This window comes from Chryseobacterium sp. DZ-32 (genome assembly GCF_059587025.1).
The window spans coordinates 179,676-202,025 of record NZ_JCAIOM010000002.1; the positions used below are offsets into that span (position 1 = coordinate 179,676).

The 22,350-nt window shown below is 36.8% G+C and carries 18 protein-coding genes; 14 read left to right on the forward strand and 4 right to left on the reverse strand.

Going from position 1 to position 22,350, the window contains the following annotated elements; all coding sequences use genetic code 11:
• Window positions 1–41: 41 nt before the first annotated feature.
• The gene (locus tag AC59HC_RS02860) at window positions 42–1,697 is read right to left on the reverse strand and encodes a peptide MFS transporter (RefSeq protein ID WP_202843490.1); all 1,656 of its coding nucleotides are present in this window, start codon (window positions 1,695–1,697) and stop codon (window positions 42–44) included.
• A 262-nt stretch (window positions 1,698–1,959) separates the two neighbouring features.
• On the opposite strand from AC59HC_RS02860, the gene AC59HC_RS02865 reads away from it, so the two are divergent.
• From AC59HC_RS02865 to AC59HC_RS02875, 3 genes are all read left to right on the forward strand, one after another.
• Complete coding sequence (locus AC59HC_RS02865; protein ID WP_120233440.1) at window positions 1,960–2,148, forward strand: hypothetical protein; 189 nt, start codon at window positions 1,960–1,962, stop codon at window positions 2,146–2,148.
• A gap of 72 nt (window positions 2,149–2,220) precedes the next feature.
• A complete protein-coding gene (locus tag AC59HC_RS02870) occupies window positions 2,221–3,780 on the forward strand; it encodes a vitamin K epoxide reductase family protein (RefSeq protein WP_496557972.1) in 1,560 nt (519 codons plus the stop codon).
• 6 nt (window positions 3,781–3,786) lie between these two features.
• Window positions 3,787–4,614, forward strand: a complete 828-nt coding sequence (locus AC59HC_RS02875) for a GLPGLI family protein (RefSeq protein ID WP_202843486.1) — start codon at window positions 3,787–3,789, stop codon at window positions 4,612–4,614.
• Between the two features lie 56 nt (window positions 4,615–4,670).
• On the opposite strand, the gene AC59HC_RS02880 is transcribed toward AC59HC_RS02875, so the two are convergent.
• Window positions 4,671–6,800 carry a S9 family peptidase gene (locus AC59HC_RS02880; protein WP_496557973.1) on the reverse strand — a complete coding sequence of 710 codons (2,130 nt, stop codon included), beginning with the start codon at window positions 6,798–6,800 and terminating at the stop codon, window positions 4,671–4,673.
• A gap of 120 nt (window positions 6,801–6,920) precedes the next feature.
• Between AC59HC_RS02880 and AC59HC_RS02885 the strand changes: the two genes are divergently transcribed.
• The 5 genes from AC59HC_RS02885 (at window position 6,921) to AC59HC_RS02905 (ending at window position 12,390) form a co-directional block, all read left to right on the forward strand.
• Complete coding sequence (locus AC59HC_RS02885) at window positions 6,921–7,394, forward strand: hypothetical protein (RefSeq protein ID WP_062675487.1); 474 nt, start codon at window positions 6,921–6,923, stop codon at window positions 7,392–7,394.
• Between the two features lie 14 nt (window positions 7,395–7,408).
• Entirely contained in the window at window positions 7,409–7,597 is a 189-nt protein-coding gene (locus tag AC59HC_RS02890) for a DUF6496 domain-containing protein (RefSeq protein ID WP_202843477.1), read from the forward strand.
• A 430-nt stretch (window positions 7,598–8,027) separates the two neighbouring features.
• Window positions 8,028–9,623, forward strand: a complete 1,596-nt coding sequence (locus AC59HC_RS02895; protein ID WP_496557974.1) for a sulfatase — start codon at window positions 8,028–8,030, stop codon at window positions 9,621–9,623.
• Window positions 9,624–9,639: 16 nt separating this feature from the next.
• Complete coding sequence (locus tag AC59HC_RS02900; protein ID WP_496557975.1) at window positions 9,640–11,250, forward strand: sulfatase; 1,611 nt, start codon at window positions 9,640–9,642, stop codon at window positions 11,248–11,250.
• A 42-nt stretch (window positions 11,251–11,292) separates the two neighbouring features.
• Window positions 11,293–12,390 (forward strand): formylglycine-generating enzyme family protein, encoded by a 1,098-nt coding sequence (locus AC59HC_RS02905; protein ID WP_238349700.1) that lies wholly within the window; start codon window positions 11,293–11,295, stop codon window positions 12,388–12,390.
• 2 nt (window positions 12,391–12,392) lie between these two features.
• Here AC59HC_RS02905 and glgP read toward each other — a convergent pair whose 3' ends face one another.
• Window positions 12,393–14,057 carry an alpha-glucan family phosphorylase gene (gene glgP / locus AC59HC_RS02910; RefSeq protein ID WP_202843469.1) on the reverse strand — a complete coding sequence of 555 codons (1,665 nt, stop codon included), beginning with the start codon at window positions 14,055–14,057 and terminating at the stop codon, window positions 12,393–12,395.
• A gap of 204 nt (window positions 14,058–14,261) precedes the next feature.
• Here glgP and AC59HC_RS02915 point away from each other — a divergent pair, with 204 nt between their 5' ends.
• The 5 genes from AC59HC_RS02915 to AC59HC_RS02935 all read left to right on the forward strand — a co-directional run bounded on the left by AC59HC_RS02915 (window position 14,262) and on the right by AC59HC_RS02935 (window position 21,015).
• Window positions 14,262–15,059 (forward strand): hypothetical protein, encoded by a 798-nt coding sequence (locus AC59HC_RS02915; protein WP_202843467.1) that lies wholly within the window; start codon window positions 14,262–14,264, stop codon window positions 15,057–15,059.
• Window positions 15,060–15,252: 193 nt separating this feature from the next.
• Window positions 15,253–17,355, forward strand: coding sequence for an FIDD domain-containing protein (locus AC59HC_RS02920; protein ID WP_411414305.1), 2,103 nt, complete (start codon window positions 15,253–15,255; stop codon window positions 17,353–17,355).
• Window positions 17,356–17,439: 84 nt separating this feature from the next.
• Window positions 17,440–18,030 carry a DUF1572 family protein gene (locus tag AC59HC_RS02925; RefSeq protein WP_202843464.1) on the forward strand — a complete coding sequence of 197 codons (591 nt, stop codon included), beginning with the start codon at window positions 17,440–17,442 and terminating at the stop codon, window positions 18,028–18,030.
• Window positions 18,031–18,096: 66 nt separating this feature from the next.
• Window positions 18,097–19,443 (forward strand): tRNA (N(6)-L-threonylcarbamoyladenosine(37)-C(2))-methylthiotransferase MtaB, encoded by a 1,347-nt coding sequence (gene mtaB / locus AC59HC_RS02930; protein ID WP_202843462.1) that lies wholly within the window; start codon window positions 18,097–18,099, stop codon window positions 19,441–19,443.
• A 54-nt stretch (window positions 19,444–19,497) separates the two neighbouring features.
• On the forward strand, window positions 19,498–21,015 hold the full coding sequence (locus AC59HC_RS02935) for an FMN-binding glutamate synthase family protein (RefSeq protein WP_496557976.1): 1,518 nt from the start codon (window positions 19,498–19,500) through the stop codon (window positions 21,013–21,015).
• A 64-nt stretch (window positions 21,016–21,079) separates the two neighbouring features.
• Here the strand turns inward: AC59HC_RS02935 and AC59HC_RS02940 are convergent, their stop codons facing one another.
• Window positions 21,080–21,847 (reverse strand): hypothetical protein, encoded by a 768-nt coding sequence (locus AC59HC_RS02940; protein ID WP_411414303.1) that lies wholly within the window; start codon window positions 21,845–21,847, stop codon window positions 21,080–21,082.
• Between the two features lie 55 nt (window positions 21,848–21,902).
• Between AC59HC_RS02940 and AC59HC_RS02945 the strand changes: the two genes are divergently transcribed.
• Window positions 21,903–22,340: an RNA-binding S4 domain-containing protein gene (locus AC59HC_RS02945; protein ID WP_110009516.1), complete on the forward strand. Its 438-nt coding sequence runs from the start codon at window positions 21,903–21,905 to the stop codon at window positions 22,338–22,340.
• Window positions 22,341–22,350 lie beyond the last annotated feature (10 nt).

The window sequence follows — 22,350 nt, forward strand, 5'->3', positions numbered from 1 at the left end:
GACTATTCCGCAGCTTAGTTATCTTTATCATATTGAGCATTTTAATGCCCTTTTTCTGTCATAATCTTATTCAGCCTTTTTAACATAGAAAGACCTAAAAGTGTAGCAAATATTAACAAAGCGAAATTAACAAGGAAATAATTCGTTTTGTTTTCATAATTGTACCATGTACTTGCCAGGATTCCTGAAAGCTTATTTCCCACAGAGTTGGCCAGGAAAAATCCTCCCATCATCAATGCTGTAATCCTTGCAGGAGAAAGTTTGGAAACAAAAGAAAGCCCCATTGGAGACAGGCAAAGCTCACCGATAGTAATGACTCCGTAGCTGGCAACCAGCCATAGAGGAGATACTTTTACAGCGCCATTGTCTCCGGCCATTACGGCTAACACCATGACAAGGCAGGAAAGTCCTGAAATAAATAAACCTAAAACGATCTTGGTAGGCGTTAATGGTTCTTTTCCTTTTCTTCTCAACAATGCCCAGAATCCTACAATAACCGGAGTTAGCGCAATAACCCAGAACGGATTGATAGACTGAAACAGTTCTGTATTGTACAGATAAACTTTGTTTTCAGGGTTTTTCTCAAGAGTCGCACGCTGCTCTGGGGATATGTTTTTAAAGTATACATCTTTTCCCATTTCTTTTTTAGTCTCCCCATTATCATCTTTCTGAGAACGGAACTGATTATCATAGACAGGAGTTTCTTTGTCTTCATAGCTCTTCCCATCTACCATATAGATACCTTCCAATGGCTTTTCAAGAGAAGCAGGAACACTTCTGTCCGTGTAATAATTAGCCCATCTTGTCAATGCTGTACCGTTTTGTTTGAAAACCGCCCAGAAGAACATACTGATCAGGAATACAGAAAGTAATGCTCCGATAGAGGCTTTTTCATCAGGTTTAGCCTTAAAGTAAAGGGATGCATAGAAATAAATAACAGGTACACACGCAAAAATAAAGGCATCCGTACTGTCACTTCCAAAAATATTATCAGGGATAAACCAACCTATTGCTCCGGCAACGATAGCAGGAACAAATACTTTGATCAGAATCTCTGAAAGTTTTGTATCACCTTCCTGTACAGGTTTCATCTGTGCAGCATGAATGTAATGCTTTCTTCCGATGGTAAAAATAACCATTCCGATAAGCATTCCTACACCCGCAGTGATAAAAGCTTCACCCCAACCGAATTTATTACGCATGAAAGCGGCAATAATATTACAGATAAATGCCCCGATATTGATTCCCATATAGAAAATATTATACCCAGAGTCTTTATTAGCTTTATAAGGTTCTTCTGAATAAAGGTTTCCTAATAATGTGGAAATAGTAGGCTTAAAGAAACCGTTTCCAATAATAATTAATGCCAGAGAGGTATAAAACAGGGGTAAATCTTTAAAAACTCCCATACCTATATATCCTGCAGCCATTAAAAAACCTCCAAGATAAATAGATTTGATATATCCTAACACTCTGTCTGCCAGGAATCCTCCAATAAAGGGAGTCAGATAAGTTAAAGCAATATAAGTTCCGAAAATGTCATCAGCAGTTTTATCCGGAAGTCCAAGTCCGCCTTTCATGCCCGTAGGCTCAATAACATATAGAACAAAGATTCCAAGAATCAGGTAATACCCGAAACGCTCCCACATTTCTGTAAAGAATAGATAGGGCAGCCCTTTAGGATGTTTAGTCTTCATATAATCAATTTTCAAATTTCCCAAAAATAGCTTTTTAATTTTAATTGATAAAATAAATAATAGCTGCGTAAATGATTAATGAAATAAATAAGAAAAATGAATGTGCAGACAGGTTTTCTTTATTTAAAAACTTGTACATATTTCACAAATTAAAATACAATGAATAAACATAAAATATGCATATGTATTTCCTTTGTGAGTGATATTTGTTTTCTATTTTCGCCTATGTCAATAGTGACACGTAATTAAAAAAACATTTATTATGAAAAAGATCAATTTAAAAAAGATGAAAGGAAGTTTATCCCGAAATGAGTTGAAAACCATTAAAGGGGGATTAAGAGAGGAAGATCCTATTTCGGATGCAGGATGTGCATGTACCAATGCAGCATGTGCAAATACTCATAATGGGAATGGTGATTCGTATTGCAACGGTACTTTTTGTTGTGGGTAATTAAAGTAAATCTTTTAAAATGGCAACAGGAAACTGTTGCTATTTTTTTTAAATACAAAAAGTTATAGTAAAATGACACGCAAAAGCTATACTGCTGTTATCAATTACCTGGATGATAATAAAATACATATTGATAAGGATGAGTTTGAACTTCAATTGGAAGGGCATCCCAATTTTCCAAGCCTTCTGGCATTTTCTGATGCTTTACATTTTTTCAATATTGAAAATTACAGTTACAGAATTGATAATGATGAAAAAGATATTTTACCTGAGGATTTTCTGGCTTTAGTAAAAGGAGAATTGGCAGTGGTGAATAATATAGGTGATAAAATAACAGTCAATGGTTCTCAAACGGAAGATTTTTTTTCAGAATGGGAAAATATAATACTTATTATAGAAAAGCCTGAGGAGCAGTTCAATACAAAATCAAAACTAGATTATACATACATTAACTGGGGAATTGTAACGCTGCTGTTTCTGTTCCTTTTCGTTTATGATGATTCCAATCTGGTTTTGAAACTGATCTTTGCGGCTACAGGACTTATCGGATTCATATTTGCCCGTGAAGCCTACAAAAAAACGCATGGGAAAGGAACATTCATACCGGTTGGAGTATGTAAAAGCAATTATCTGAATACGGATTGTGACCTAGTTTTTAATTCGAAAAAATGGAAGATTTTTAATAAAATAGATTTATCTGAGATTTCACTGCTGTTTTTTACCAGTCAGATCGTGTGTTTTATTTTATTGAGTCTGATAAAAAATATTGAATTCTTTTTTGAGATCTATCAATATGGATTATTTGCATTCATACCCGTTGCTTTCTTATCCTTATTCTATCAGGTATTTGTTGTTAAAAAGTATTGTCCTGTCTGCATGGTAATCATAACCTCAGTATGTATTCAGCTGGTGGCTGCCAATCTTATCTCATTTACCAGTAAAAAACCGGACATAACTGTTGTTCTGTTTCTAATAGGAAGTTTAGGTTCGCTCATTGTTTTGATGAATTTTAGGATAAAAAATAAGAAGGGACAGAAAGATGAAAATACCCTAAAAAGAAATCTGAAATTCAGGAGAAACTATCAGTTTTTCAAAAATAATTTGTCTTTACAGAAAAAAGTTGAGAATAAAGATTTTTCGAACGCTTTTGTGTTTGGAAATGAAAAAGCAGATCAAACTTTAACCTTTATTACCAATCCTTTTTGTAAACATTGCAAAGAATTTTATCCTGTTTTTCTAAAGCTGGTAAAAAAGTATTCTAATGAGTTGAGAATCAATATTTTCTTTGATATAGATCTTAGCAGGGATGATCTTGATAATAGAACGGTTCATGTCAACCTTACCAATATTTATATCAATAGTGAAAATAAAATAGAATTTCTGGAAGCGTTGAGCAGCTGGTATGATGTTCAGGGCTATAATGAAGACAAAAGTGGCTGGTATCATAAGTATTCTAAATATTTTGGAAGTTCAGAGAATGCACTTGCATTATTAAAAGGACATGAAGAATGGGTAAGCAGCAATGGGGTGCATTTTACACCCAATATCTTTATCAATGACACGGAATACCCGGTTCAGTATGAAAGAGCAGATCTGGAATTCTTTATCCCGGAATTATTATCCGAAAATTAAATTGTTATGAAAAGCTTATTATTTATATTGCTGGGAACTGTAATGTTTTTTTCCCAGAACAACAGGTTCATCTATGAGGTGAAATACAAGAAAGATTCAACCTCAAAAGATATTACCAGGGAAAATTATTATCTGGATATCACAAAAGAGGATATAGCGTATTACAACAGACTGAATTATATTAATGATTCAGTATTTACTGCTACCGGGCACTATGGATTTAAAGGTAATAGATTGACTTCTTTTTTAATAAAAAAGAAGGATGATAATATATACCAAAACTATGAATATATTGGAGATGTGAATTTTTATAGACTGTCTGAAGAAACGAAGCAACATTGGAATATTACAGACAGTATAAAGATTTTCAGTAATTTCCAACTTCAAAAAGCTACTACACAGTTCGGAGGAAGAAACTGGATCGCATGGTTTACTAAAGATATCCCAATGCCCTACGGACCTTATAAGTTTAACGGATTACCGGGATTGATTATGGAATTGTATGATACAAAAAAGAATTATTATTTTAATGTAATTAAGAGTGAAAAGATTCCGGATGAATATCAACGTAATTCATTAAATGCCTCTATATCCAGAGCAATTCCCGTTACTCAGAAAGATTTAAATAAACTAAGGCTGGACCTCTATTCCAATCCCTTTAAATATGTCTTGAATGGAAATCTGACCATGCGCGAAGGACAAAAATTGCAGCTTGATGATGGTACAATTCTCTCCAAAGAACAGCTGAAACCCGCAGAAGCCAACGAAAGAAAAAAGTTAAAAGCCTTTAATAATCCTATAGAACTGGATAAAGCGGTGAAATACCCTAAATAATAAAAATCCCTTTCAGAATTTCTGAAAGGGATTTTTTATGAGTTATAAATTTAATATTATAGATTATTCAGGATGAAATCCGTCATTTTCTGGTATAACTGAGGTCTTGTCTGTCCACCGTAAATTCCGTGGTTTTTGTCCGGATAAGCCATGAAATCAAACTGTTTTTTGTTTTGAATCAAAGCTTCAGAGAACTCCATAGAATTCTGGAAGTGAACGTTATCATCAGCCGTTCCGTGAATCAGAAGGAATTTCCCCTTCAACAGATTAGCATATTCCGTAGGAGAATTTTTATCATATCCATCCGGGTTTTCCTGAGGTGTTCTCATAAATCTTTCTGTGTATACAGAGTCGTAATATCTCCAGTTGGTTACCGGTGCTACAGCAATTCCTACTTTGAAGACATCAGCTCCTTTCGTCATGGCTAAACTGGTCATATAACCACCGAAGCTCCATCCGAACATTCCGATTCTGCTTTTATCAATATAAGATTGGCTTCCGAACCACTTGGCTGCTGTGATCTGATCTTCAATCTCATATTTTCCTAAATTCATATAAGTTACTTTCTTATATTTTGCTCCTTTATAGCCTGTTCCACGGCCGTCTACACAAGCAACAATATATCCTTTTTGTACAAGATGATTGAACCAAATAGCATTTCCGTTATCCCATGAGTTGGCTACCTGCTGAGATCCCGGGCCTGAATACTGGAACATAAACAGCGGATATTTTTTATTAGGATCGAAATTTTTAGGCTTCATAATCCAGGCATTCATCTGATCACCTACAGCGTTTGGAATCGTAATGAATTCTTTTTCAACAAAATTATCAGCTTTTAGTTTCTGTAACTGGTCATTGTTGTTCTGAAGCTCTTTTACTGCTTTTCCATTACCGTCTTTTAAAACATAGGTATAAGGTTTAGCTGCTGTAGAAGATGTTTCAATGAAATAATTATAGTTTTTACTGAAGTTTGCGGAGTTGTTTCCTTCTGCATTAGAGATCAGCTGGGTCTTTCCGTTTTCAATATTGACTTTGGAAATGACTTTATTGATACTTCCTTTTTCAGTAGTCTGAACATAAATTTCTTTGGACTTTGGATTAAACCCATAATAATCGGTTACCTCCCAGTTTCCTTTTGTGATCTGTTTTTTCAACTTACCATCTTTGTCATACCAGTACAGGTGACGGTTCCCGTCTCTCTCAGAAGCCCAAAGGAAGGAATCATCTTCAAGGAATTCAAGAGTAGGGCTGTCTGTATCTACCCATTTTTCATCTGTTTCTGTAAATAACTTCTGAACTGCTCCGGTTTTTGTGTTCACTTTTAAAATATCAGAAGCATTTTGTATCCTTTCAGAAGTGATCAGAACCATTTCGTCCGGCTTTGCAGTCTGAAATACATTCGGGATGTAATAATTTTTGAAAGAACCCAGGTTCAGCTGCATTGTTTTCCCGTTATCAAGACGGTATAGCTGTGCTGAAACTACAGAGTTTTTCTCACCTGCTTTTGGATATTTATAACGCATTTCTGTAGGATAAAGCGTTTTCCCATAGATAGGAATATAGATTTCCGGAACCTGGCTTTCATCAGACTTCACAAATACGATGGCATCAGAATTTTTTGTCCATTCATATTGTTTTGCATGCCCGAATTCTTCCTCATATACCCAGTCTGCCAAACCATTCAGGATTGAATTCTTTTTACCATCCGTTGTAATCTGTGTGATTTCTCCTGAATTAAGGTCCTGATAAAAAAGATTATTGTCAGAAATAAAGGCCACTTTCGTAGCATCCGGTGAAAACGCAGGCTCCTGAACAGGTTTCCCTTCATTCAGGCTGATTACTTTCCCGGATTTTAAATCTTTTACATCAAATTTCCCCAGAAAAGAATGTCTGTAAATAGGCTGGCTTTCAACCTGTAAAAGAATTTTAGATTCATCATCAGAAAAAATATAGCTTTCAAATTTTCCATCTACAAGATTCCCTTCTTTTTGTGAAGTTTTGTAAGAATATTTTGCAATTCCTGACGGTTCAATGACCAGATAATTTTCTCCGTTTTTCATTGAAGTGATCCCTGCGATCCCTTTTCCACGGTAATATCCTGAGTATATTTTATCTAAAGTGATTTCCTGTGCCGACACATTTTGGAATACCGCCGCAACAGTAAGAGTTAAGAGTAATTTTTTCATTTCTAATAGTAATGGATTTCAAAGATAATAATTTTATTAAATGTATAAAAAAGCTTTTCAAATAAGCTTTTTGGCAAAAAAATTGAATATCATACCTTATAATCAAATCAAATAATAATTATGGAAACGAATGCATACAACCAGAAACTGAACCGTTATGTATTAAACGATCAGATTGTTTATACAGGTTTTTCCAGTTTTAAAGACGCTGAAGAATGTGCTCATAAAAAAGGAGGAACATTAGTGGAAGTAGTTTTTAGAGACGGAAATGATAATCCCGAAATTACTGATGAGGCGGGGTTGATAGAGAAAAAAATTCATTACTATGTGTATGCAGGCGATGAGTATAAATTTATCCATTCCTCAGATCCGGGATTTAGAAAATATGCAGATGAGCTGCAGAAAATAAAAGCAAAACTGCAACAATCTCCACCGGATGAAAGATATTTAGCCAATTTTGAGATTGAAAATGCGGAAGATCCGATTATTGTGATCAAAAATGATCATTTTGAATCGGTAACATCAAGAGAGCGTTCAAAATATTTGAAACATGCCTGTGTTTATGAATTAGGGGTATCCCTGCCAAAATCTTAAAAAAAAATCTGATCATGAGCAAGACTAAATATTCAGAAAAAGCTCAGGACAAAGTAGGAAAGGTAATGCACGAATTCAAGGAAGGAAAATTAAAGTCTTCTTCCGGAAAGAAAGTGACAAGCAGAAAACAAGCCGTAGCCATCGGTATTTCTGAAGCGCGGGAAAAAGGTATGAAAGTACCATCAAAAAAGAAAAATATGTAATTCATCATCCGGAAAGCTCAACTTTCCGGATTTTTTTTATCTAATTCGAAATTTCGAGATGAAGTGAGATAAATGGAGTACATGGAAAATCAGCTGATTTGTTTTCCTAAACTATAATTTTTTCTATGTTTTGATCATTTTGTGATTTATAAAACGCTGTAAATGTGAATCTTGTGTTATTGATGTATATGTGATGTAGTTTACTTTGCAAGAGTTTATTCTTTTTTGTTGCAAATTCGCATCACATCCATAACTCATTATATCTTATTTCAATACAAAACACAAATGATGAAAAAGAATTCTTAATGTTTTGTGGATGTTAAAGTTTTTCTTTTTTCAATATTTAATCAATAACAGCCTTGGGGATTTTTTCTTTACTATTACGGTGCAACTCACATTCTTACAAGGCTGGTTTTTAAAACTAATTGATATGTTCAGAGTTTCAACTTTAAAATCAGTTTATATTCTTCTATTGATTTTATCATTTAATATAATTGCAGGACAATCACAAAAAAAGTCTAAGCCCAATGTAATTTTTATTGTCGTTGATGACCTGAGGCCGGAACTGGGAGTTTACGGTAATTCAACCATTAAAACACCCAATATAGATAAGCTGGCAAGAAGAGGTACAACTTTTACAAATGCATATTGTCAGGTAGCAGTTTGTGCCCCTTCCAGAGCCAGTGCTTTAACAGGTTTGCGGCCGGATTCCACCAAAGTGTGGGTGCTGGGAGAAGAATTTCGTAAAATACATCCTGATGTGGTAACGATTCCACAGCAGTTCGAAAAATTCAATTATCATACAGTATCCATCGGAAAGATTTTTCATAATCACATGCCTGATTCTATCTCTTTCCGCGAGCCGGATCTTCGCCCTGAAGGATATGCCGTTAAAAATATGAGAGACAGAGATCCCGAATCTTTTTATTTCAGTGGTGAACTTAAAGCTGAGCTTGCTGCCAAAAGATTGGAAAGATTAGCCAAAGATCCTAAAAGATATGGGAATGGCTGGGCATACGGACGTTCTGTAGAAGTTGCAGACTGTCCTGATGATTCGCTGTATGACGGAGCTCAGACATCACTTGCTATTCAGACCATCAACCGTATTAAAAATAAAAAGAAACCCTTCTTCATGGCACTGGGGTATTTCAGGCCGCATTTACCTTTTGTAGCTCCCAAAAAGTACTGGGATCTTTATGACCCTATGGAAATACCAATGGCAGATAACAGCTTTATTCCGTTTAATGCACCAAGCATGGCCATGTATAACCAAAGGGAGATGACTGCTTGTTATGATCTTGAATATGTAAAACATCCTGCCTACTTCAGAATGCCGGAAAAAGAAGCCAGAATTCTGAAACATGGGTATTATGCTTCTGTAAGCTATGTTGATGCCTGTATTGGACGACTCGTAGATGAGCTTGAAAAACAAAAATTAATAGATAATACTATTATTGTTTTATGGGGAGACCACGGCTGGAAATTAGGAGAACATAATGCATGGGGTAAGCAGACTAATTATGTAAATGATACCCGGGTTCCTCTTATTGTATATGCACCTGGAATGAAAAATCCGGGAAGTAAGAGCAATGAACTGGTAGAGATGGTAGATCTTTATCCAACCCTTTGTGATCTTGCAGGAATAGAAACTCCTGCTTATCTGCAAGGAACGAGCTTTAAAAAACTTCTGAATGAAAACAGCGTGGAATGGAAAGGAGCCGTATTCAGCCAGTTTCTGCGTCCGGCAGGAGAAGGGATAGACCTTAACAAAAAAAATTATATGGGATATTCAATGATGACCAAAAGCTATCATCTGATAGAGTGGTACTACTGGGATAAAGTGACCCAAAAGCCGGGAGAACTTGTGGCACGGGAACTTTATAATCTTACCTCAGATCCGAAAGAGAATTTCAATATTGCAGTGTATCCCGAAAATAAAGACATTCTGGAAAAGCTTTCTGAACAACGTAAAAAAGGATGGAAAGAAGTGAAAAATAAGCTGATAACAAATAAGTCTTATCAATAAAAGAAAATTATACCTCATGAAGAATTTCAACTTTTTAAAAATAGTATTCATTATATTGATTTGTAATTGCATAGCGGTGAGAGGTGTAAGCTTTAATAAAGATAATCCCAAACCTAAAAAAAGTGTAAGATCCGCTATCAAGCAAACAAGACCCAATATCCTGTTTATTCCTATTGATGATTTAAGACCTGAAATAGGCTGCTATGGAAACACTGTTATAAAAACTCCTAATATGGACAAACTTGCAGCAAGAGGAGTTGTTTTTAATAGAGCCTATTGCCAGCAGGCTGTATGCAACCCCTCACGGGCAAGCCTCCTTACAGGTTTGAGACCAGATTCTGTTCGTGTATGGGATCTTCAGACAGATTTCAGGAAAAACCTGCCGGATGTAATCACTCTTCCGCAGGTATTCAAGAATAACGGGTATTATACGGTAGGAATCGGAAAAACCTTTCATAATACTTTACCTGATGATAAGTCCTGGAATGAAGAACTTCATGTAAATGGATACCCTTTTGATCCGGACGCAGTATATCAGCTGGAGAAAAACAAACTGATTCAGAAAGAAAAGGAGCTTGCCCTTGAGAAAATAGGAAAAGGAAAACCGGATGCTTATGGATTTATCTATACAAAGGCTAATTCTGTTGAAATGGCAGACGTTGATGATGATGCCTATTATGATGGAGCGCAAACAACCATGGCCATTCAAAAGTTGAAAGAATTAAAAGGAAAAGATAAGCCTTTCTTTTTTTCAGTAGGTTATTACCGTCCGCATTTACCATTTAACGCTCCTAAAAAATACTGGGACTTGTATAACAGAAACGACATACCTCTTGCGAAAAATCAATTCATACCTGAAAATGCTCCGGAATTTGCCGTACATGGTGATGCTGAACTGAGAGGGTATACGGACAGATCAGACCTGCCTTTACCATCGGAAAAGCCATATGATTTGGAAAAGCAAAAGGAAATTATCCATGCCTACTATGCCTCTGTCTCTTATACAGATGCTCAGATAGGCAGATTGTTAAAAGCTCTGGATGAATTAGGTTTGAGTGAAAATACCATTATTGTATTGTGGGGAGATCATGGCTGGAAACTGGGAGAGCATAACAGCTGGTGCAAACAGAGCAACTATGAGATTGATACCAGAGTACCGCTTATTATCAGTGGGGCAGGAGTGAAAGCAAAAGGAAAATCCAGCAATGCTCTGACAGAGTTCGTAGATATTTATCCTACTTTATGTGATATGAGCGGAATAAAAATTCCCGATTATCTTCAGGGAACGAGTATGAAACCTCTGCTTTCGGATTCTGACCGTAAATGGAAAACAGCAGCCTACAGTCAGTTTTTATTGGGAAGATACGGGGTAAAAGCCAAAGGGGGACAAAATGTAGAAAGAATGGGATATGCCATCCGTACCGACAGGTATCGATATGTAGAATGGTTCGAATGGAATAAAGAGACTGAAAAGCCCGGAGCTTATCTGGCCCGAGAGCTCTATGATCATAAAAATGATCCTGACGAAAATATAAATATTGCTGAAGAAGTTCCTTCTAAAAAAATAGTCAATCAGCTTTCACTTCAGTTGAAAAAAGGATGGAGATACAGTAAACCGAAATCATAAAAAACTGTAAATATTCAGATAAAGATGATGTTTTCCATAAAAATGATAATTTGTACAGGAGTATTAAGTTTGGTATGTTCCTGTAATAAAAATAAAGCCGTAGAACCTGTGGGAAATAAACCCGGGCATACCTGCATGACTATTCCGAAGAGATTAGGGACAACAGATTCTTCTCATATCAGTTTTAATGGAAAAACTTCTCTGGAAGCAATGGTGCTAATCCCCGGAGGAGAGTTTGATATGGGAGGCGATAATAGTCAGGCTGATCCAGATGAATACCCTAAACATAGAGTGAAGGTTTCTCCGTTTTATATGGATATAACAGAAGTGACGAATGCACAGTTCAATAAATTTGTAAATGCTACAGGCTATATCACAACGGCAGAACGTAAACCCGATTGGGACGAATTAAAGAAAAACCTTCCTAAGGGTACTCCAAAACCTCCGGATAGTTTGTTGGTAGCTGCTTCATTGGTGTTTAAACCAACAACCAAGCCTGTGAATCTGAATGATTTCAGCCAATGGTGGAAATGGGTAAAAGGTGCGAGCTGGAAACATCCCCAGGGGCCGGCAAGCAATATTGAAGGGAAAGACAATTATCCCGTAGTACATATAAGCTGGGATGATGCACAGGCATATTGTAAATGGTCCGGTAAACGTTTGCCCACAGAAGCAGAATGGGAATTTGCAGCACGGGGCGGATTAAAAAATAATATCTATCCGTGGGGCAATGAACCCATCAATGAAGGAATTCCTAAAGCAAACAGCTGGGAAGGAAAGTTTCCGTACCTCAATGAAAAGAAAGACGGCTATGGTACCCTTGCCCCTGTACAATCATTTAAAGCCAACGGATATGGATTGTATGATATGGCTGGAAACGTTTGGGAATGGTGCAGCGATTTATACAATTATGATTACTATAAAAAACTGGAAGGCAGACTGGTTTTAAATCCTCAGGGCGCTGACAGATCTTATGACCCTCAGGAACCGTATAGTGTTAAACGCAGTCTTCGGGGAGGAAGCTTTTTATGCAATGATAGTTACTGCAGTGGATACAGGGTGGCCAGACGTATGAAAAGCAGTCCTGATACAAGTCTTGAACATACCGGATTCAGGTGTGTTCAAGACATTGCTCATTAATTCTATTTTTGATTATTATAGAGGATTCTGTAGTATTCATCCGCCATTCTGTCACTGTTGAAATGATCTTTCACATCATCCATTGCATTGTGCTGGATTTTTCTCCATTCATCAGGGCGGTCGTAATAGGTGGGAAGAATTTCATTTTCAAGAATTTCATACAACTTATTTAAATCATAATTATCCTGTTCGTAAATACTCATATTCAGATAATCTGCTTTGGGAACTACGAAAGAGTTGTCTCCATGTTTTGCAAATTCCGGGATCCAGCCGTCATCTGTAGATAAATTGACAGATCCGTTCATGGCAGCCGTCATACCGGAAGTTCCTGAAGCTTCCCTTGGAACCCTTGGGTTATTAAGCCATACATCAGAGCCCTGTTTTAAAGACTTGCTTAAAGAAAGCTCATAACCCGTAAGAACAGCCATATTTTTATGATTTTTACTTTCTTCTACCAGGGTATTGAATGTAGAAATAGCAGAGTAGTCCATTGGGTAAGGTTTTCCTGCCCAGATAATCTGTACCGGATATTTTGGATTGTTCAGAAGTCTGTAGAATCTTTCTTTGTCATGGAGAAGAAGTTCTGCTCTTTTGTAGCCGGCAAATCTTCTTGCCCAGACCATGGTAAAGACATTAGGGTTAAATAAATTTCCTGTCTGATCTGCAACAATGCTGAACAGTTTTTTCTTCAGATATTTCTTACGGAAATCAAAAACAGTTGCGTCGTTTTCATCTTTTGCATTGTATAAAGGTTTATCAGACCAGTATTTAAATTCCTGAGCATTGGTGATAGATGTGATTTCACAGATTCCCGGATATTTATTCCACATGGCTCTGGAAACAACCCCATGAAGCTGGGAAACTCCATTGGCCATTCTTGCCATTCTCAATGCACAAAGAGAATGATTGAAACGGTCATCATCAGATCCTTCAATCTTTTTCACTTCTTCCATGCTGTATCCTGAAAAATAGGACATGTCATAACATAATCTGAAGCTGTGCTTTTCATTACCAGCTTCTTCAGGAGTGTGAGTGGTGAAAACCAGTTTTTCTTTAACTTTATTCAGATCTCCGTTATATTTTCTCAGGAGATAAAAAGCTGCCGGAAGCCCATGGGCTTCGTTAAGATGGTAAACTTCTCTCTCAATGTTCATTTCATCCAATAGCTTGGCTCCTCCTTTTCCCAATAAAATATATTGAGCAAGTTTTGTAGATTCATTCGCATCATACAGCTTGTGACAGATTGTTTTTGAAACGTGATCATTTTCCGGAACATCTGTAGAAAGGAAAAACATGGGTGCCGTATTGAAGATTTCAGGATCAAGATACCATACTTTTACCCAAACCGGAGCACTGTGGATTTCGATTTGAAATTTTATTCCTGTGTCCTCAAGAAAACTGTACATTTTTCTCGTCCATACAGGTTGTAAAGTCTGATCGTGGTTTCTTGCCTGGTCATAATAACCAAATTTCCATAGGATACCGATTCCAATAAGATCCTGCTTAAGGTTATAGGCACTTCTCATATGAGAGCCTGCCAGAAAGCCAAGTCCTCCCGAATATATTTTAAGTACCTGCTCAAGAGCAAATTCCATTGAGAAATAAACGGCTTTTTTTGAATATTGAGGATTAATCGTGTAAGGTATTCTGAAATTCCTGAAATCCATAAATGTGGGTTTGTGTTTAAAAAGGCAAAGGTATTAATTATGAAAATAAACTTTACATTAATTAATCGATAAATTAATTAAAAACTAAGTGTTGAATTGTTTTTTTACTTATCTTTAAGAGTGTAAATTTTTGATTATCAAAAACTTTTAATGATGAAAGCCAATGGCTGCATGTGTTCTTTAATTTAAATAAAAAAATCACACATGAAAAAGACATTTTCTGATGAAGATCTGATCAAGAATCTGAGTTTATATTACCTGAACAGGCATTTGAAAAAAAAGCCCATAGAGAAGTATCACCGTACCATAGACGAATCTCCGCTGCACGACCGTGAAAAATACAGAAAGAAATCCGAGATTCTTCTTCTCAACTCTTTTATGCATCATTTTCCCGAAGTGAAATTTGAAAACCTTACCTGCGAGAGTCCGGACTTTATCGCCAAACTGAACGACAAAAAAATCGGAATAGAACTGACCGAAGTAATCAACCATCTGGAAATGAAAAAAGTGGAAAGCACTTTAAACAAGATGTTCCGTCAGGCAGAAATATTATTAGAACAGGAAGACACTACGAAATATCGTGGTGTTTATTTTTTAGAATTCCACCCGGCAACCAAATTTGATAATCTGGAAATACAACAGGAAAACGTTATCAGTATTTATAAAAGCATTAAAAAAAATAAGGCTGTAGGCTGTGTAAAAAGTCTGAGAAAATCTTTCCATCGCAGAAATGTATTCATAACCCATGAGTACAGCATGAATCTGTTTGATGAACTGTGCTCCGAAAAGATTCTGGAACTTATTGAAAAGAAGAACGAAAAATTCCCTTATTATGATACGTCAGTAGATGAATGCTGGCTGGTGATTGTTTCCGATATGAATTCTATTGCCTCAAGATATACCTTCATTCAGGATAAGGAACATTTGAAAGAAGTAAAAAGCCCTTTCCATAAAATATTTCACCTGGAAAATCTTTGTGGAAATATTACAAGTATAAAATAAATAGGATGTGTATTTGATTATTTGCTGTATAATTTGATATAATGTAGATTATTTTAAATTATTCTATGTTTTAATTTGTAATAGTTTAAAATTGTTTAGATTTTATTGTTTTTAATTAAAATAAGGTTATATTTGATGTGTGTTGATTATCAATGCAATGTGTAACTGATATAACCATAAAAACATTAAATCTATGAGGAAACTTTTACTTTTCATACTTCTTTGTCTCTCTCATACTTTCTATGCCCAGGCTGACTGTGCTACTGCACTTTCCGTTTGCGGAAACTCAAATATCACGTATAGTCCTACCGGATATGGTAACATAAAGGAACTGGTCAATTCCGGGAGCTGTATAGATTTTACGGGAGAACACAACTCAATCTGGTATAAAATTACAATCGCTACAGGAGGTACACTTACCTTCGACCTTGTCCCGAATAATCCGGATGCCGATTATGACTGGGCGATTTTTGGTCCTAATGTAACCTGTGGAAGTTTAGGATCACCAATCCGTTGTAATGCTGCAACAGTTATCGGACCAGGTCCTGCTACAGGATTGAATATGACAAGCACACTTTTAAGCGCTGCAGGAGGCTCTCTGACTCCTTATTGCAGATATCTTGATGTTTTACCAGGGCAAACCTATTACTTGTTTATTGACAACTGGGTGAGCAGTACCAGTTCCACTACAGCACCGTTTTCTTTAACGTGGGGAGGAACTGCAACACTGGCTTCACCATTTACCGATCCGGCTATTCAGACCCAGCCATTTAATCCTCCCGGAATTCCGGCTGCCAATCCTGCTGACCCAAGAGAAGTTGTCATATGTTCTGCAACAGCTTTATTTGATTTTTCTACATTATCCTCAGGAATTCTTAATGGAAATCAAAACTTTGGGGTAAGTTATCATCTGAGCCAGAATGATGCCTTAACGGGGAATAACCCTATTACAGTTCCTATTACAGTCAATACAACAACGGTCTATTATTACAGTATCAATTATACCGATCCGGCCAATGCATCTAATCCGCTCAACAAATGTAAGCAGGTTGGAACATTTAAATTTAAAAATGGTTCTATCACAGCAACAAACGCAACTTTGACCCAGTGTAACAATAATAATGCAGGGACAGCTTTATTTGATTTAACCACAGCAGATGTTATTGCAAACCCTAATGTTACTAAGAAATATTATCCTACAATGGCGGATCTCAATGCCGGAACCAATGAGATTACCAACCCAATGGCATTTGTCTCTGCAGAAGGAGTTATTTACGTAAAGGTAATATCAGAATTTGGCTGTACTGCAGTGGCACAGATTACGTTGAAATTTTATCCCGTTGTAGTCGTAAATGAAACGACTTTGAGATCATGCTTCATCGAATCCAGTCCAGCCACCGCTTCTTTCAATCTTGTCAATGCTTCAGTAACTGGTCAAACTAATCCGACAAAAAAATATTATCCTTCATTGACAGATGCTGTTAACCAGACCAATGAAATCCTGAATCCCAATAACTACATTGCACCTAATGGCTTTGTGTATATAAGAGTTTCTAATGCTCAGGGTTGTTATAATGTGGCTAAAGTTACTTTAATCGTTATTCCGCCTGTATATTCTGATAAGCTCAAAGATGTGACAATTTGTGCAGAAGACCAGACTACGCTGGATGCAGGACCCGGATTTAAAAGCTACGAGTGGAGTACAGGAGCTACTACGCAAAGCATTAAAGCAGGAATAGGAGTATATTGGGTAAAACTTAAAACAGGAGAATGTGTGACGACACAAACGGTAAAAGTGCTTCCTTCCGAGCAGCCGGTTGTTTCCGGGATTGATATTTCGAACAATACAATCACAGTATCCGTAATAGGTGGAACTCCGGCTTATAAATATTCAATAGATAATATCATCTGGCAGGATTCCAATGTTTTCAATAACCTTTCCAGAGGAGATCATAAAGTATATGTAAAAGATGCCTATGATTGTGATCCGATAGAAATTGGAATCGTTGTACCTAATTTGATTAATGTGATAACCCCTAATGCAGATGGAATAAATGATGTGATCGACTATTCAGCCCTTGCCAACAAACAAAATCTGATCATGAATGTTTTCGATCGTTATGGAAATAAAATTTTCCAGGCAGACCGATCCAACGGCTACAAATGGGATGGAACCCAGGGTGGAAGAAGAGTACCTACAGGGACATACTGGTATTCTATCACATGGAATGAAAATGATAAAAAGAATACGGCCATTAAATATACAGGCTGGGTTCTGGTGAAAAACAGAGAATAATAATAAAACAGATAGAAAAAACCACTTCAATTGAGGTGGTTTTTAGTTTTAAAAATTATTAAATTAGGAAATAAAATAGAAAGAATGAAAGACCTGTTTGTAAAACGTTTTGAATACTATAAATCTCTTGGTGATAAAACCTTTGAACAGTTAACAGATGACCAGATGTTCTGGCAGTATAATGAAGAAAGTAATTCTATTGCTGTGATTGTGAAACATCTTGCAGGAAATATGCTTTCACGATGGACTAATTTCCTTACCGAAGATGGTGAGAAATCCTGGCGTAACCGTGACGGAGAATTTGTCAATACATTTACTACTAAACAACAGGTTCTTGATTTTTGGGAACAGGGTTGGGAATGCTTTTTTGATGCTCTTGATAAAATAAACGAGGAGAATCTCTATTCCACAACGTACATCAGAGGAGAAGCACATCCTGTTATTGATGCCGTTCTTCGTCAATTGGCTCACTATCCTTACCACATCGGACAGATTGTTTATATTGCTAAAATGATAAAAAATGAAGACTGGAGTACACTTTCAATTGCCAGAAACCGATCTCAGGAATTTAATACAGAAATGAAAACCAAATTTTCAGGTCAGGATACAGCTTCCAATTCGTCGCCCGTCTGCTTTCAAAACAGCCCCGATGTAAGAGATGAATATAAACAATAGATTGAATCAATCTTGAGTTCTTATTAAAATTACTATCTTTGCACCCATAAAATTCAGGAGTAACAAATGTCTACTTTTCACAGAACTGCCGCGTTTCATACACTGGGCTGCAAATTAAACTTTGCAGAAACATCTACTATTGCCCGTCAATTAACAGATGCAGGTTATGATAAGGTAAGCTTTGATGAAAAAGCGAATGTGTATGTTATCAATACATGTTCCGTGACAGAAAATGCTGACCGTGAATGTAAACTTCACGTGAAAAGAGCAATGAAAGCCAATCCGGAAGGACTGGTCGTTATTGTAGGATGCTATGCACAGCTAAAACCTGAAGAAATTTCACAGATTGAAGGAGTGGACCTGGTTTTAGGAGCAAAAGAAAAATTCAATATTCTGAGCTACCTTGATGATTTGGAGAAATCTGAGAATGAAGGCGTAGTGCATTCATGTGAAATTGAAGAAACCGATTTCTTTATCGGAAGTTATTCTATTGGGGACAGAACCAGAGCTTTCCTGAAAGTACAAGACGGCTGTGATTATAAATGTACCTACTGTACCATTCCGTTAGCAAGAGGAATTTCACGTTCTGATACCATCGAAAATGTTCTTAGAAATGCCACGGAGATCGCTGCGAAAGATATCAAAGAAATTGTTCTTACAGGGGTGAATATCGGTGATTATGGTAAAGGAGAATTTGGAAATAAAAAACACGAGCATACTTTCCTTGATCTTATTTCAGAACTGGATAAGGTAGAAGGAATAGAAAGAATCCGTATCTCTTCTATTGAACCCAATCTTTTGAAAGATGAAAGTATTGAACTGGTTTCTAAAAGCAAAAGCTTTGTTCCGCATTTTCACATCCCGTTACAATCCGGAAGCGATGATCTTTTGAAAAGGATGAAACGTCGTTACCTGACCAAACTGTATAATGACAGAGTGAACAAGATCCGCGAGGTAATGCCTGATGCGGCTATCGGAGTAGATGTTATTGTAGGATTCCCGGGAGAAACAGAAGAAAGATTTATGGAAACCTATAATTTCCTTAATGAACTTCCTATCACTTACCTTCACGTATTTACCTATTCTGAAAGAGAAAATACGGAAGCTGCAGCTATGGACGGAGTAGTTCCCGTAGCAGAAAGAAAAAAACGTAATAAAATGCTGAGAATTCTTTCTGAAAAGAAGAAAATGGCATTTTATCAGACCCAATTGGGAAAAACGCTGCCTGTTCTTTGGGAGCACGAAAATAAAGACGGGAAAATGTTCGGCTTCACAGAAAACTATGTGAGAGTCCAGAAAGACTTTGATCCTGCATCCATCAATCAAATTGAATTTCTAAATTTAGAAAAAATCCTGTCAGATGGCACGGTTTCTGTGCAATCTTCTTACCAAAATTTTTTAGCAAAAGCATAGGCTCTTTGCAAAAATTCTACTAAATTTATTTTTAAACTTTTAAATACTACATTCATGAGAGATAAGTTTTTATCTTGGGGAATTGTATTAGTAGCTGCTACATGGATTGTAGCAATACTGATCAGAGCGCATTATTGGATACCTACGCTGTTATCCGCAATTTATGCATTGGGTGTTTACAATGCTTACCAATCGAAACATGCTATTTTGAGGAACTTTCCTGTATTGGGATACTTCAGGTATTTTTTCGAAAGTATTTCACCCGAAATGCAACAATACTTTATTGAAAGGGAAACAGATGGGAAACCATTTCCAAGAAACCAGCGTTCTGCAGTATACAGACGTGCAAAAAATTTAAGTGATACGGTAGCTTTTGGTACGCAGCTGGAAGTAAATCACAGAAAGTATGAAGGGATCAAGCATTCTATTTATGCAAAATCACCATCAGAAGAACTTCCGAGAGTATGGGTTGGAGGAGAACAATGTACACAGCCTTATCATGCTTCTTTATTTAACATCTCAGCAATGAGTTTCGGGGCCTTGAGTGACAGAGCACAGATCTCACTGAACAGAGGAGCCAAAAAAGGAAACTTCTATCATAATACAGGGGAAGGAGGAATTTCACCTTATCACCTGGAAGGAGGAGATCTTTGCTGGCAGATCGGAACAGGATATTTCGGATGCCGTGACGAGGAAGGGAAATTCAACCCTGAATTATTTACAAAATATTCCACGCTTCCTAATGTTAAAATGATTGAAATCAAATTATCACAGGGAGCAAAACCAGGACACGGAGGAGTGCTTCCGGGAGTAAAAAATACACCGGAAATTGCAGCGATTCGTCATGTCACACCGGGAATGACTGTTATTTCACCACCATCCCATAGCGCTTTTTCTGATGCTGCCGGATTGCTGAGGTTTGTACAGCAGTTAAGAGAACTTTCAGGAGGAAAGCCAATTGGTTTTAAACTTTGTATCGGTGATACCAAAGAATTTGAAGATATCTGTGTACAGATGAATGTATTGAAAATTTATCCTGATTTCATTACCATAGATGGTGCAGAAGGAGGAACAGGAGCTGCACCACCGGAGTTTTCAGATGGAGTAGGGATGCCGTTGGAACCTGCTTTGATCTTTGTGAACAGAACGCTTAATAACTATAACCTGAGAAGTAAATTAAGAGTGATTGCCAGTGGTAAAGTTCTTACCAGTCTTGATATTCTGAGAGCCATTGCCATGGGAGCCGATATGTGTAACAATGCCAGAGGATTTATGTTCTCTTTGGGATGTATCCAGGCCCTGAGATGTAACTCCAACAATTGTCCTACAGGAGTTGCTACACAGGATAAAATGCTTATTAAAGGACTCGATGTAACAGATAAGGCAGAAAGAGTGTATCACTTCCATAAAAATACACTTCACACCTGCAATGAACTCATTGCGGCTGCAGGAAGAAGTTCTTATGAAGAAGTAGACGCCACCATGTTTATGAGAGGAGATGAGTTTGACCACCTTGCAGATCTTTATTTCCCGGATATTTTAGGAAATGTAAAACAGAAAGCAAGATCGTAATCAACATTACATATAACAAAAACACCGCCATTTATGCGGTGTTTTTTTATTGTATGAATATTTTTTATTGTTGTTGTTCTGTTGTCTGTTTATCACTATCAGGTCTGTCCTCTCTTCCATAAATCTGAAAGTTGAATACAAAAGTCCTGTTTCTGTAAGACATGTTTAAATATGGATAATGAGGGTTTCTTGCAAAAGCAGCTCTGGAAGGAACAATGATTACTCCCTGTAGGTTGTAAGGTGCCTCGCTGGAAAGATTATTGTATGCTTTGAACTTCTGTAAAGCTTCTCTGAACCCAGGGATTTGATAATATTTTGCTTTTTTTGCAGCATCAGTTGTACCAGCATCCAGTATTGATTTTTTTACATAATAATATGTAGGGTCAATAACAGGAACACCTGTTCCGTCAATAGTATTTAAAAAAGCGGTTTTTGATGTAAATGAAGTGTTTCCGTCAGAATTAACCGCCAGGTAAGAGTATGCTCTTCCCATGATTTTAATAATATCAGTATCTCCAATGGTTTTTGCAGAGGCAGCTGGTGGCTGAGCTCCGTCTCTCATAATGTAGATAGTTCCTGAAGGCAGTGTTATGGGACTCAGTTCAGACAGCTTCTTTTCAGTATCATCCGCAGTATCTGTAGAACTGAAAGCTTTTATATTACCCTGTGCATCCAGATAATTCTCATCCATGAACTTCTTAATGGCCTGATCATCATACGTGTTTTGCGTAGCAACATCTTCCGGCTCTACATAGGTTGATACATCATCATCTTTCTTACAAGCAGAAAAACACAAAGATCCTGCAAGGATATATAAAAATATTTTTTTCATTTCAAAAAACTTTAATTACTTTACAAATAATATAACGGCAAAAGTATAAAAAAATATGAGAATAGATAAATTTTTATGGAGCATTCGTTTTTATAAGACGAGAAGTATTGCAGCAGAGGAGATTAAAAAAAACAGAGTTTCTATAGGAACGTCTGCCGTAAAGTCGTCTAAAGAGGTAAAAGAAGGAGATACGATCAAAATCCGTAAGAATCAGATTGATTATAAAATAAAGGTAATTCAGATCCCCAAAAGCAGAATTGGAGCCAAGCTGGTACCTCTTCACATTCAGGACGTCACAGACAAAGAACAATACGAATTGCTGAAACTTCGTAAAATGTCACAGGACTATTACAGAAACAAAGGAGAGGGAAGGCCTACCAAAAAAGACAGAAGAGAAATGGATGAATATGTAGGCAATGATATCGACTCCGATTTTACAGACTGGGATGATTTCTTCGGAGAGACCGGCAGTGAAGGTGAGGATGAAGATTAATATAAAAAGT

What these genes read in the sequence shown, in the direction of transcription:
- glgP (WP_202843469.1), bottom strand. Translation starts at nt 14,057, where the DNA reads ATGGATTTCAGGAATTTCAGAATACCTTACACGATTAATCCTCAATAT.
- AC59HC_RS02875 (WP_202843486.1), top strand. Translation starts at nt 3,787, where the DNA reads ATGAAAAGCTTATTATTTATATTGCTGGGAACTGTAATGTTTTTTTCC.
- AC59HC_RS02870 (WP_496557972.1), top strand. Translation starts at nt 2,221, where the DNA reads ATGACACGCAAAAGCTATACTGCTGTTATCAATTACCTGGATGATAAT.
- AC59HC_RS02920 (WP_411414305.1), top strand. Translation starts at nt 15,253, where the DNA reads ATGAGGAAACTTTTACTTTTCATACTTCTTTGTCTCTCTCATACTTTC.
- AC59HC_RS02890 (WP_202843477.1), top strand. Translation starts at nt 7,409, where the DNA reads ATGAGCAAGACTAAATATTCAGAAAAAGCTCAGGACAAAGTAGGAAAG.
- AC59HC_RS02865 (WP_120233440.1), top strand. Translation starts at nt 1,960, where the DNA reads ATGAAAAAGATCAATTTAAAAAAGATGAAAGGAAGTTTATCCCGAAAT.
- AC59HC_RS02945 (WP_110009516.1), top strand. Translation starts at nt 21,903, where the DNA reads ATGAGAATAGATAAATTTTTATGGAGCATTCGTTTTTATAAGACGAGA.
- AC59HC_RS02935 (WP_496557976.1), top strand. Translation starts at nt 19,498, where the DNA reads ATGAGAGATAAGTTTTTATCTTGGGGAATTGTATTAGTAGCTGCTACA.
- AC59HC_RS02940 (WP_411414303.1), bottom strand. Translation starts at nt 21,847, where the DNA reads ATGAAAAAAATATTTTTATATATCCTTGCAGGATCTTTGTGTTTTTCT.
- mtaB (WP_202843462.1), top strand. Translation starts at nt 18,097, where the DNA reads ATGTCTACTTTTCACAGAACTGCCGCGTTTCATACACTGGGCTGCAAA.
- AC59HC_RS02895 (WP_496557974.1), top strand. Translation starts at nt 8,028, where the DNA reads ATGTTCAGAGTTTCAACTTTAAAATCAGTTTATATTCTTCTATTGATT.
- AC59HC_RS02860 (WP_202843490.1), bottom strand. Translation starts at nt 1,697, where the DNA reads ATGAAGACTAAACATCCTAAAGGGCTGCCCTATCTATTCTTTACAGAA.
- AC59HC_RS02915 (WP_202843467.1), top strand. Translation starts at nt 14,262, where the DNA reads ATGAAAAAGACATTTTCTGATGAAGATCTGATCAAGAATCTGAGTTTA.
- AC59HC_RS02885 (WP_062675487.1), top strand. Translation starts at nt 6,921, where the DNA reads ATGGAAACGAATGCATACAACCAGAAACTGAACCGTTATGTATTAAAC.
- AC59HC_RS02900 (WP_496557975.1), top strand. Translation starts at nt 9,640, where the DNA reads ATGAAGAATTTCAACTTTTTAAAAATAGTATTCATTATATTGATTTGT.
- AC59HC_RS02925 (WP_202843464.1), top strand. Translation starts at nt 17,440, where the DNA reads ATGAAAGACCTGTTTGTAAAACGTTTTGAATACTATAAATCTCTTGGT.
- AC59HC_RS02880 (WP_496557973.1), bottom strand. Translation starts at nt 6,800, where the DNA reads ATGAAAAAATTACTCTTAACTCTTACTGTTGCGGCGGTATTCCAAAAT.
- AC59HC_RS02905 (WP_238349700.1), top strand. Translation starts at nt 11,293, where the DNA reads ATGATAATTTGTACAGGAGTATTAAGTTTGGTATGTTCCTGTAATAAA.